Origin of the sequence: Desulfosarcina sp. (assembly GCF_041551955.1) — a bacterium.
GTDB lineage: Bacteria > Desulfobacterota > Desulfobacteria > Desulfobacterales > Desulfosarcinaceae > Desulfosarcina.
The window spans coordinates 1-11,196 of record NZ_JBFELV010000136.1 but is presented as its reverse complement, the minus strand read 5'-3'; the positions used below and the strand labels follow the sequence as shown (position 1 = coordinate 11,196).

At 58.9% G+C, this 11,196-nt stretch carries 10 protein-coding genes; 4 read left to right on the top strand and 6 right to left on the bottom strand.

The annotated features are described in order from the left end of the window. Positions 1 to 423 precede the first annotated feature (423 nt). Positions 424 to 885, bottom strand: coding sequence for an Lrp/AsnC family transcriptional regulator (locus ABYV26_RS12130; protein ID WP_372681326.1), 462 nt, complete (start codon positions 883 to 885; stop codon positions 424 to 426). A gap of 92 nt (positions 886 to 977) precedes the next feature. Here ABYV26_RS12130 and ABYV26_RS12125 point away from each other — a divergent pair, with 92 nt between their 5' ends. Next, positions 978 to 1,592 (top strand): LysE family translocator, encoded by a 615-nt coding sequence (locus tag ABYV26_RS12125; protein WP_372681324.1) that lies wholly within the window; start codon positions 978 to 980, stop codon positions 1,590 to 1,592. A gap of 139 nt (positions 1,593 to 1,731) precedes the next feature. Here the strand turns inward: ABYV26_RS12125 and ABYV26_RS12120 are convergent, their stop codons facing one another. Both ABYV26_RS12120 and ABYV26_RS12115 read right to left on the bottom strand, forming a co-directional pair. After that, positions 1,732 to 3,354, bottom strand: a complete 1,623-nt coding sequence (locus ABYV26_RS12120; protein WP_372681322.1) for a radical SAM protein — start codon at positions 3,352 to 3,354, stop codon at positions 1,732 to 1,734. Positions 3,355 to 3,385: 31 nt separating this feature from the next. Beyond that, entirely contained in the window at positions 3,386 to 4,534 is a 1,149-nt protein-coding gene (locus ABYV26_RS12115) for a sigma-54-dependent transcriptional regulator (protein ID WP_372681320.1), read from the bottom strand. A gap of 244 nt (positions 4,535 to 4,778) precedes the next feature. Between ABYV26_RS12115 and ABYV26_RS12110 the strand changes: the two genes are divergently transcribed. Genes ABYV26_RS12110 through ABYV26_RS12100 form a run of 3 tightly spaced genes read left to right on the top strand, consistent with a single transcriptional unit; the run spans position 4,779 to position 6,317 of the window. Next, positions 4,779 to 5,258: a hypothetical protein gene (locus tag ABYV26_RS12110; RefSeq protein WP_372681318.1), complete on the top strand. Its 480-nt coding sequence runs from the start codon at positions 4,779 to 4,781 to the stop codon at positions 5,256 to 5,258. Then, positions 5,255 to 5,551: a transcriptional regulator gene (locus ABYV26_RS12105; protein ID WP_372681316.1), complete on the top strand. Its 297-nt coding sequence runs from the start codon at positions 5,255 to 5,257 to the stop codon at positions 5,549 to 5,551. The genes ABYV26_RS12110 and ABYV26_RS12105 overlap by 4 nt, the downstream gene beginning before the upstream one ends. Before the next feature lie 7 nt (positions 5,552 to 5,558). Next, entirely contained in the window at positions 5,559 to 6,317 is a 759-nt protein-coding gene (locus tag ABYV26_RS12100) for an SDR family NAD(P)-dependent oxidoreductase (protein WP_372681314.1), read from the top strand. A gap of 327 nt (positions 6,318 to 6,644) precedes the next feature. Here ABYV26_RS12100 and ABYV26_RS12095 read toward each other — a convergent pair whose 3' ends face one another. The 3 genes from ABYV26_RS12095 to ABYV26_RS12085 form a co-directional block, all read right to left on the bottom strand. After that, the gene (locus ABYV26_RS12095; RefSeq protein ID WP_372681312.1) at positions 6,645 to 8,219 is read right to left on the bottom strand and encodes an MBL fold metallo-hydrolase RNA specificity domain-containing protein; all 1,575 of its coding nucleotides are present in this window, start codon (positions 8,217 to 8,219) and stop codon (positions 6,645 to 6,647) included. Positions 8,220 to 8,763: 544 nt separating this feature from the next. Continuing rightward, complete coding sequence (locus ABYV26_RS12090) at positions 8,764 to 9,459, bottom strand: hypothetical protein (RefSeq protein WP_372681310.1); 696 nt, start codon at positions 9,457 to 9,459, stop codon at positions 8,764 to 8,766. Between the two features lie 391 nt (positions 9,460 to 9,850). Beyond that, positions 9,851 to 11,017 (bottom strand): hypothetical protein, encoded by a 1,167-nt coding sequence (locus tag ABYV26_RS12085; protein WP_372681309.1) that lies wholly within the window; start codon positions 11,015 to 11,017, stop codon positions 9,851 to 9,853. Positions 11,018 to 11,196: the final 179 nt, after the last annotated feature.

Sequence of the window (11,196 nt, the reverse complement as noted above, 5' to 3'; positions counted from 1 at the left end):
CGCCCGGGAAGCCAAGGGCTGGCTCAAAGGTTTTCTGATCAACAACAATCTCAACCCCAAACCCCGCAAGCGACCTATTCGCATCCGCCAGGTGGTCAATACGGAGTCCGATAACTGAGCGTTTTTCATAATCGGGCAATTGCTATAGTGGCGGGATAAAAGGATGAACGTCGAACATCGATGAACCCGTAAAAAGTCGAGATGTCCTCTTTTTTGTCATCCCCGCGAAGGCGGGGATCTATAAGTTTCAGACAGTTATGGACTCCCGCTTTCGCGGGAGTGACACCACTTGTGACTTTTTACGGAACCATCAACGTTGGGCGTACGATGTTCGACGTTCATCTTTAAAGCCAACATAGCGACTAGGGGGTCTATCCCCACCCTATTACGTTTCCATCTCAAAAGGATCGATTAACAAGCCATTCACGGCAGCGGCAGCATGGCTGACTTGTCTACCGGCGTGGAGAGCACGATGGCCGTGCGCGTCTGACCCAGAGGGCTCAAGCGGGCCACCACCGTTTCCAGGTCGGAAACATCGTCTACGCGAACGCGCAGGATAAACGAGGCATCCCCGCTGATGTGGTGGCAGGCGCTGATCTGGGGCATGTCGACAGCCAGGGATTTTACGGCCGGGTAGTGCCGGGCATCGGTGGTCAGCTGGATAAAGGCGGATACCGACCGGCCCATGACGGTTGGATCGATACGGGCATGGTAGCCGGTGATCACCCCCGCCTCCTCCAGCCGTTTGACCCGCTCGGCCACCGCCGGCGCCGACAGGCCCACTTTTTGGCCAATGCGGCTCAGGGGAGTTCTGGCATTTTCCTGCAGCGCGGCAAGGATTTTTCGTCCGATCCGATCCAGCAATTTTTCAACCTGAAGGTTCATGGCCTGAATTTCCTTATATTATGAAGCGGATTGCCCCGAAAACCGTGGTTTGGCCATGGCGCAGACGACACCGGTGAGGTAATCTGACGGCCATGGACCTCTCTTTTTTTATCAAAGGACTGATATTCGGCTTTTCCATCGCCGCCCCTGTGGGCCCCATCGGCATCCTGTGCATCCGCCGCAGCCTGGCCAAGGGTTGGTCCGCCGGGCTGCTCACTGGAATGGGGGCCGCCACGGCCGATGCCATCTACGGCTGCGTGGCTGGTTTCGGCATAGCCGGCATCACCGGTTTCCTGGTGGACCAGCGCGCCTGGATCCAGACGTTCGGCGGCCTGTTCCTATGCTGGCTGGGCGTGCGCATCTTTTTGTCCGGAACCGACGAAAAGCCGGCATCCGAAGCGCCTGGCAGCGCCGCCATGGGCTATCTCTCGGCGCTGCTGCTCACCCTCACCAACCCCATGACCATTCTCTCCTTTGCCGCGGTATTCGCCGGTATGGGCCTTGGTCGTGTCACTGCCGGCCGAATGGCTGCCGGCTGGCTGGTGGCCGGTGTCTTTTCCGGTTCCATGGCCTGGTGGGTCATTCTCTCATCGGCCAGCAGCCGGTTCAATACCCGAATGAACGCGAAGTCCATGCGTGTGATCAACAGGTTCTCCGGGGCAGTGCTTGTCGGCTTCGGATTGATGGCGGTGATCGGCCGGCTCTAAGGGTCACGGAAATAAATAAATCCGCCATATGGCGCCGGCTGTGGTTTCGTCATCAAGGCACATCTGCCCGGTGCATATCAAGATATGTACCGGCGGATGGAACGCAGGTGAAGGAACCACAGGCAAGAAAGAGGTGAATTTATTTTTTTCCGGGACCCTGACCGACCGACAGTCCTTCCCGAAACCGCCGGCACAGCGTGGTCGAAACCCGATGGTCGTAAACCGTACCATCGGGTTCAAGCCCCCGGATGCCGCCGTCCCACAGGAATGCCGCCAGCAGTTTCAGGCCTATCTGGAGACGGTCCGGGGAGGGTGACAGGCGACTGCCCACCGGTGCCGGCGTAGGAACCGGAACGCCCGCGTTCTCAAGGGACTTCATGAAATTGAGCAATCGGCCCAGCCGCAACAGGGTAACCGAATCGGTGCGCGAGGTGCGCTGGTCAATGGGCAGTGCCGTGGCGCGCATGCCGGCAAAGGATCCTGGCAGTAGGCCCAGGGAACGACAGCGCTCGTAATCCGCGCTGCCCGGCGCCGGGTAGAACACGGAAACACCGGCCAGCACCCGGCGCTGGGCCAGAAACAGCAGGTCGTCCACCGACGAAAGGGGGTCCTGATCCGGTGCCCCAACGATAATGTAGCCCACCGCCGAGAGCCCCATTCCTTGGGCGTAATCCAGTGCCCGATCAAACGCATCGCGCACATCGGGCCGGTTGAAGCGTTGCAGTTGACTGGCGTCCGCACTTCCCAGAGAAAGGTTCAGGGTCTTGAATCCGGTGATTTTCATGGCCCTCACCACCACTTCATCCAGGGTGGGCGGGAACAGGCCGTTCATGGCCCGAAGTTCCGGTAATGAATCGCCGAAAATATCGCGAATCCCTTGCATCAGTTCAAGAAACCACCGGCGGTCCATGGTGAGATTCTCATCCTCGAAGTCGACGAATCCCACCTGGCGACCCGCGGACGCGGCCTGGAGTTCCCGACACACGGCAGCGACCGATCGTTTTCTGAAGCCCATCCAGGATCCGGCGCCGGTGGCGCAGTAACTGCACGCCAGTGGGCACCCCCGGCCGGCGGTAACCACGATGCTGTCCTGCCCAAACCGCTGGTAGAATTTTCGCCGGATCAAGTCAAAGGCAGGTACGGGCAGCTGATCCGGGTCCCGGCACAGGGCGGGCTCGCCGATATGAAGGGATCCGTCGGGATTGCGGTACACGATACCCGGCACACCCGAAAGGCTTCCCCCCGACTTCAATGCCATGGCCAGGGCCGGCAGGCCCACCTCGCCTTCCCCCCGGAGCACCAGGTCCACAGCCGGCTCCGCCATCGCCGCCGCCGGCAGAGCCGTGGGGTGATGACCGCCAAGAACCACCGTGCAGCCGGGCAGGCTGGCTTTGGCTATCCTCGCCACGGCAAGCGCCATATCGCTGTATGCCGTAAACAATGAAGCGATGCCGACGAGAAACGCCCCGGATGCCTTTACCTGGCGGCCGATATGGTCGAGGCTGTAGCCGTAATGTCGATAATGGTGAAACAGCCCAAAGGGGCTTAGGTCCGCCCGGCCATAGAAGGTAGCCAGGTCATCCATCGCTTCAGGTAGAGCGATAACCCGTGCCTTGGCGGTGGCCAGAGCATCCACGATGGCCACAGACAGGCCTTTTTGAACGGCGGCGGCGGCAATGGACGCCAACCCATAGGGAATGGTCCGTTTGGCGGTAAGGTAGAAGTCCGCGATCGGCGGCTGGATCAGGAGAATATCGACCATGGCGGTATGGCGTTGGTAAACGAAAGGCGCGTCAACTCATTTGAGAGATGGTGCCGAAGGTACGGATCTCCGCTGGCAGATCCTCGGGGCCGATGGCATTTTCAACGCCCATGGCAAAGGCCCGCTCGATCACGTTCTGCAGTTGGATCAGATTGCCCGGCCAGTGGTAGCGCAGCAGGATGTCCATGGCAGATGGGGTGATGCCGTAGATCCGGGTCTTAGCCGCCGGGCTGTCGGTGTAGAGAAAATGGTTGATCAACAGCGGAATGTCTTCCTTGCGCTCCCGAAGTGCCGGCAGCTTGATAAACACCGCATTGAAAAGATCCAAAAGATTCTTTTTCATGGCGCCGCTGGCGATGACTTCATCCAGTTCCCTGGCGGTTCCCGCAATCAGGCGCGGACGCTTACCGGAATCCGTTTCCGCCTGGCCCAAAAGCCCCATCATCTGTTCGCGCACCGTCGATGGAATCGATGAGACCTCGTCCAGATAGAGGGTTCCGCCATTTACAGATGCGAGCATGCCCGACAGATGGGCGGCGATTTCATCTTCTGTTTTCGTCTTTTTACTGAGGCTGTTGCAGTTTACCGCCACAAAGGGCAGCGTTTGCCGGTCGCTGGTATCGTGGATGGTTCGCGCCGTCAACTCCTTGCCCGTCCCACTCTCCCCGTGGATCAGTACCATGGGGTTCTCGATGCTGATGGTGTCGATCACCTCATAGATCTCACGCATCTTGGGGCAGAAGCCGATCATCTCGCCATACTGGTGACGCTCACGGGATATCTTGCGAATCAGCTGGGCCTTATCCTTGATCTTCTTCTCTTCGATGATCCGGTCGACGATCAACCTGAGGTGATCCAGTTTGAAGGGCTTTTGCAGGTAGTCATAACTGCCGAATTTCATGGCCTGAATCGCCGACTCCATCGACCCGTAGCCGGTGACGATGATCACCTCGGTCTGGGGCCGGTATTTCTTGATGGCGACCAAAAGCTCCAAGCCGTTGAATTCGGGCATCTTGTAGTCGGTGAAGACAATGTCGATCTGCTTTTCCTTAACAATCCCAACCGCTTCGATGCCGTTGTCCACGGTGGTCACATCGTAGCCTTTTATCGTCAAATATTGCTCGACCATCGCCAGGATGTCTCGGTCGTCGTCTACAAAAAGGATTCGGGTGTCGGACATGGCATTCTCCGCGGATTGTTCAGGGCATGGGGTGACGTCTCTTTTTAGACAGTTTTATATAGTAAACCCCGTTCAAAAGATCAACCATTGGATAACCGTATTCAGCCATGGTGGTCGACGATGTTGCCGGGCGTGGGCAACGGGTACCCAACCGGGTCGTGAGCAGATGGGTCGCCTGTTTCGTTGACTTTGAGGCCAGCCGTCTCTATATTGAAAGCTTATCAACAACCTTGATGGAGGCAGTTTGACTTTTTCAGTACTCATGGTATGCACGGGCAATATCTGCCGCAGCCCCATGGCAGAGGGGCTGCTCTGGCACCGGTTGCCGGAAGCCTTGAAACCGGTCGTCTCGGTTCGATCGGCTGGAACCCACGGACTCCACGGTAACCGGGCAGAACCTTTCGCCGTCAGCGCGGCCGCTGCATACGGGGCTGACATCAGCCAACACCGGGCAAGCGTTTTAGATGCCGGCATGATCCGATCCGCCGATCTGGTGCTGGCCATGGAAAAATATCACATCGACAAGATCAACGACCTGCTTTTTTTCCGCTGCAAATACGCCCTGTTGCTGGGCACCTTCGCAGAAAAACGGGAAAACCCGGAAATTGAGGACCCCTATGGCGCACCGCTCGGTGCCTATGAGACCTGTGCCAGTGAAATCGCCGCCTGCATGCCTGGGCTCATCGCGCACATCCGGGCGCAGGTGGATGGGAGGGCGACTTGAACGCTCCCACGGGAACCCATCGCCAACAAATCATTGATCTGCTGTGTCGGGAGGCCATGACGGCGCTGGATATCTCCCAGGCGGTTCGGGTGTCGGAAAAGGATGTCTACCGGCACTTGGCACACATCCAAAAAACCGTGGCCGGTCAGAAAAAAAAACTGTCGTTCACTCCCTGCACCTGCCTGGCATGCGGTTTCACATTCACGGATCGGCGCCGCCTCACCAAGCCCGGTCGCTGCCCCCGGTGTCGGGAAAGCCGCATCGATCACCCGGTGTTCAGAATCAAAGATTAAGGTCAATATGGATCAGCCGCCGGTCGATCACCTGTTTCTCATCACCGGGACCACCCGGGGTATCGGTAAGGCCTTGGCGGCATCGGCATCGACGCTGCCCAACAGTATCGTGGTCAGCCTGTCGCGCGCAGCACCTTTCCTCGGTAACAACCGCCAGACGATCCGCATCGACCTGAACGATACCGACCGCATCGGCGCGGCCTTCAAACACATCCAGGTCGACAGGCAGAAAACCGGCCGGCTGACCCATACGGTGCTGATCAACAACGCCGGTGTCCTCGATCCCATCGCTCCCATCGGGGACTGCGATGACACGCTGCTGGCCCAAAACATCCGGGTCAATCTGACCGCGCCGTTGATCCTGACCCGGCATTTTTTCCATTTCAGCCGGCCGTTTCCCGGCCGCAAATGGATCGTCAACATCACCTCCGGGGCGAGCCGGGCACCCTACTACGGGTGGTCGGCCTACGGGGCGGCAAAGGCCGGTCTGGACATGGCCACCCGCGCCATGGCCATGGAGTTCTCCCGCATCGACCCGACATTCGCCGTCTGCGCCGTGGCACCGGGGACCGTGGACACCGCCATGCAGGAGAAGATCCGCAACTGCAGCACCAAACAGTTTCCGCAGGTGGACAAATTCCTCAAGTTGAAAAACAGCGGTGCCCTCCATTCCCCCGAGCGTGCGGCAACGGCCCTGATCCGATTATTGATGGATGGAAAGTTTAAAAACGGCGCACGATACGACCTCAGGAAAATGGGCGGCTAAACCCAAGTTGGCATGGGCCCGGCTCCATCATGTCGATCGCTGTACCAGGGACTGCCTGTCATTTCCCTGCGACGACTTTGCCGGCTCGAATTACCCCTACGGCTTAGCGTTTCTGGACATGCAGCAACGCAGGCGGGACCAGGGGCCGCCGGCAGTGCGATCCCGGGGGCCGGCCCATCGAAAGCGTCCTCTCCGATCTGGTGCCTGGTGACCCTGTGCGTCTTTTACCTGTTCAAGAGATGGTCGGCGTGACCGTGGATGGCTCGGCGAGGATCGACCCCTCCCCGCGGCAAGCGGCGGGGAATGCGCTTGTTGTCGCGATTCAGCTCAGATGGTCAGCGATTGCCCGACGCGGGGCACCACCGCATCGAAGCCCTGGGCCTTCAGGTTATCGGCAAAGGCCAGACTCTGATCCTCTTCACCGTGGACCACGGCAATCCGTTTGACCTTCAGGTTGGACTGCTTCAGAAAGCGGAGCATCTCGTTGCGGTCCCCATGGGCCGAAAATCCACCGATTTTCACCACCCGCGCCTTGAGGGGATACTCTTTGTTGAGAATTTTGACGATGGGGGGATCCCCCTTGCGGCCCGACTCCTCGTAGGCCGTGCCCTGATCCAGGATGCGCCGTCCCAGCGTATGATTGGCCATGTACCCCACGATGAGAATCGTGTGCTTGGGGTTGTGTACCTTGTGGCGCAGGTGATGCAGGATGCGACCGGCCTCGCACATACCCGACGCAGAAATGACGATGTGGGGCTTTTCCTCGCGCATGAGCGCCATGGAAGCCTCGACGCTCTCGGTAAACTGCACCTGCCGGAAGGCAAAGGGGTTTTTGCCCTGCTGCAGGAAGGTCTCGTGGGTCTCTTTGTCGTAGACTTCCGGATGCTCGCCGAACACCTTGGTGATGTTGGTGGCCAGGGGGCTGTCCACGTATACCGGCATTTGTGGCACCTCGCCGGCGTCGTACAGCTCGTGGATCACGTAGAGCAGTTCCTGAGTCCGGCCGTAGGCAAAGGAGGGGATCAGCACCGAACCGCCCTGGTCGAAAGTCTCGTTGAGCACCTGCTTGAGCCGGGGGCGCAGGTCGATCACCGGCTCGTGGTCCCGGTTGCCGTATGTGCTCTCCATGATCATCAGGTCTACGTCGCTGCCGAACCCGTTGAAATGGCTGGCCGGATCGCGCAATATGGGTTTGCCGTAGCGGCCGATATCGCCTGAAAAGCAGACGGTGCGGACGTTGTCGCCGTCTCCGAAACGGATCATGACGATGGCTGATCCCAGGATGTGACCCGCCTCGAAGAGGGTACAGGTGATCCCCTTGCCGATGGTCACCGGGTTGCGATAGGGGATGCCTTCGAAGGCCTTGAGGGCCTGGTCCGCGTCGGCGGTGGTGTAAAGCGGTTCGACCCCTTCCAGATGAAAGCGTTTGATGTATTCGCCGATCACCTCGGCGTTGATCCCGTGCTTGTCTTTTTTAAGCAGGCGCTTGATCTCCTGCAGATCCCGCTTGGAGGTTTGGCCGTCCTCACCGGGCCGCATCTGGGACAGGGCCGAGCGGACCGTCTTGTAATTCAGGTACTCGGCATCGCTTTCCTGGATGTGGGCCGAATCGGGAAGCAGGTAGCCGCAGGCATCCACCGTGGCGCGGGTGCAGTAGATCCGTCCGTTGAAGCCATTTCTGGTGATCAGGGGAATGCGGCCGGAGTGGTCGATGTGGGCATGGGACAGCACCACGTTGGTGAGGATGCCCGGATCGAAGGGCAGCACCCGGTTCTTCTCAGCGGCGGTCTTGCGCCGCCCCTGATACATACCACAGTCCAGCAGAACGCGATCCTGGTCCGTGCTCAACAGGTGCATGGAACCGGTCACTTCCCTTACCGCCCCGTAAAAGGTGATGTGCATGTCAAGGCTCCTTTTCTCAGTTTTCTCTCGATACCCGCCCATTGAATAGCGTCACCATGATCGGCCATCCGTGCCAAAAATACCAGCAAGGGTCCTATTTGGCAAGGGCGCCGGTTGCAATGGGTTTAGCCTGGGTTCCATCAAAAAAGCTTCCTGAACATGCCGCCGATTCCTTTTTTTGCTTGGTCAATCGTATTCTGTCTGACCTCCTCTTTAGCTGCATCGCCGGCATCGGTACAGGGCAATCGCACATAGAAATCAAGCGATCAGGAGCATGTCCCGTAGACGGTGGCGAGTGTTGTGGCCTCTGGGGGCCTGAATGCAGTCGAGATGGTTGCCGAAGCGTGTATCGGGTGGATTGGTTAGAGCATAACCTCCTAAAATTCAATTTTTTTTTAGGTTTTTCATGTTGAGGTGAACAACGTGGACCCCCATGTAAAATATCCGCGGCATATGTTGGGGTTCATTTCATTCATCTCAACCTACGTTCTTTGATCCCTGTGGTCTTCGGACAAGGCTTTGGATTGCGGCTTTGCACGAATTTTCACCGATACTCTTCAGCATAAAGATTGTCGACGAAGACGACAGTGCTGGAAGATGGATTTTGCAAAAAAACCAAGAGGCTCATTCGCTGTATAGGCGTTGTCGCGACCCCGGCGGATGCGGCGGAAAAAGTCGTCGTTTGTGAAGTGCCACCCGATGCACTGGCCGCGAAGGTTCGCGAAGCCTGATCAATGCTCCAAAAGATATCAATCGGAGTTGCGGGCCGGTAGTCTGCCATCTTGCCGCTCACCGGCAGCTGAAAAGGATCTTCGATTCGAGCCGGCGGGAATCCATGCAGAACATGAGTTTCGCCCTTCAGCCCGCCCGGCAGGAGGAAATTTGCCAGTTGGATGCCGCTGATAAAATCCGGCGTCTGTGAGCCCTGGACGGGACGAAAACCGACGGTGACGGTCCCCGGGCCGTCGAGACGCAGCCGCAGGTGGCCGCGTATTTGCGCCGGAGGGCTGGTCGTAAACGAATCGGATGTAATGATGACGGCCCTTTTTCTGAAATCCGGTGACGCAAGGAACGCAGGCGTTGGCGTGATGCGCAACAAACGGCCCCCGGCGGGATCGGCCACGACTGTTGAAGTTACTTGCTGAGAGACGGTGAAGGACAGCGCGTCTGCGGGCGGCGTTGGCGGCGGGGATACCGACGGTGGCGACCCCACCGTATCCGTATTGAACGTGTCGTCCAAGCGGGGGGTCGTAGCGCAGCTCCACAAAGCAAAGCATATGGCCGCGACCGCGGCAAGGTATGCTCGCCTGCGAACACTGTTTTTCCGCCAAGGTCCTTTGGCTGTTGTCCGGGCAGCATTGCCATTTATATGTATTTTTTCATCCCGCATTCGCACAGAGATAGGCTCACCTTGCGAAAGTTCGGATATTGTCCCTCGCCTTGAATTTCCGCAAGGCCCCTTCTTGGCGCCATCCAAATACTTGACTGCCGTCGAAACATGCTTTTTCTGTGACTCATCGATTATATTCATACAACCCCCTTGTGCATATCTTCGCGTTAACGTGCGCAGCGTACTTGAGCAATCCATGTGCGGCCGCAAGTCGATGGCCATCACCGACTCGTGGGTGGCCTCATCGTTTGCCTTCGAACAAAGTGCCGAGCAGCACCTGCGCCCACTGCGCCGGAGCGCCGGCGCCACCGCGTACGCAGAACCAGAGCGTGCAATGCCGCTGATCATCCATCAGGGCGAGAAGATCGCCGCCCTGCCCATCCTTCGGCAGCTGTAAGCCTTCGTCGCGTCCGGCGGGGATTTCCTTCGGCGTCACCGTAACCGGGGTCGGGAACGGCGCCCGTACCTCCTGGGGCACAAGCTGCACCTGCGCCGAGCGCACAGACTCGAACATGCCGCCCCGCCCGCTCTCCGCAACGCCGTGAACGCCGGCACCGCTGTCGCTCTGACCGCGCACACCCACCGGTCCATGTCCGAATATCCCGGTTGGCCCCGCACCATAGACGCCCGTGTTGCCCGTTTCAGAGATGTCCTGGATCGGAACACCGCCCGCGAGACCGATCACCCCTGCCGCGACAGGGCCTTCCGGTGGGATGGGCACACCGCCTCGACCGAGCACCCCCGCTCCGGGTGCAACGGGACCACTGGGCACATTGGCTCCAGGGATACTTCCCGATCCGTCGGAAGGGGGGGGAGTCATGGTCATGGTTGCTTCGGCGCCCTGGGCGTAAACACCGACCCCGCCGGTCTCCGTCAGGGTATGGAGGGGGAGGAGATCCTTGTTCCGACCAGTTCCCCCACCGATACCGATCACGCCCGCCGCATGTGGAAGCCGGAGCGTGTTGCCATTGTCGTCCTGCCTTCCGCCCTGCCCAACCATTCCTGCGCCGGGAGGGATGGCTGGGTCGGCATGTAAATCGATCTTGCCACCGCCGAGGCCATGCACACCGATTCCTCCTTCACCGCGGTTGCCCGGTTCGGGTGTTCCACCGCCAAGCCCAAAAACACCGGAACCCTGATTGCGCCCGCCTTTGCCGACGACTCCGGTCCCCCCGGGAGTACCTCCAAAATTAGCGGGGCCGCTTCCGCTAGACCCGATGCCCACGATGCCGTCGAATTGATTTGAGGGAACGAAACTCTCTCCCTCGTCATAATCATCCGGATCTTCCGCATTCTTGGCCTTCTCCACGATCAGGATCGCGGGGCCGTTGAAATTTGATTGACCCGGGGGCACCTGCGCCCAAAGGATTGTGCGGCCTTCAGCCCGGTTCGTGCGTCCTGTCTGCATTTCCTGTCCACTTCCAGTTGCTCCAGCCATGATCGTCTCCCACGCCTCAGGTTCGTTGACTAAAGGTCCACTTTAGGTTGCACGTCAGCAGTGTGCCTGAACACGTCCGCTGCATGCGGTTGTCCCAAGAAGCCGCTTCGCCGTAGTTTAAAAATAATCAGTTCCGGTCAATTCCTCAT

Excerpts from the sequence above, each read along its gene's own strand:
- ABYV26_RS12120 (WP_372681322.1), bottom strand. The coding sequence starts at position 3,354 with ATGGTCGATATTCTCCTGATCCAGCCGCCGATCGCGGACTTCTACCTT.
- ABYV26_RS12095 (WP_372681312.1), bottom strand. The coding sequence starts at position 8,219 with ATGCACATCACCTTTTACGGGGCGGTAAGGGAAGTGACCGGTTCCATG.
- ABYV26_RS12125 (WP_372681324.1), top strand. The coding sequence starts at position 978 with ATGGACCTCTCTTTTTTTATCAAAGGACTGATATTCGGCTTTTCCATC.
- ABYV26_RS12085 (WP_372681309.1), bottom strand. The coding sequence starts at position 11,017 with ATGCAGACAGGACGCACGAACCGGGCTGAAGGCCGCACAATCCTTTGG.
- ABYV26_RS12115 (WP_372681320.1), bottom strand. The coding sequence starts at position 4,534 with ATGTCCGACACCCGAATCCTTTTTGTAGACGACGACCGAGACATCCTG.
- ABYV26_RS12130 (WP_372681326.1), bottom strand. The coding sequence starts at position 885 with ATGAACCTTCAGGTTGAAAAATTGCTGGATCGGATCGGACGAAAAATC.
- ABYV26_RS12100 (WP_372681314.1), top strand. The coding sequence starts at position 5,559 with ATGGATCAGCCGCCGGTCGATCACCTGTTTCTCATCACCGGGACCACC.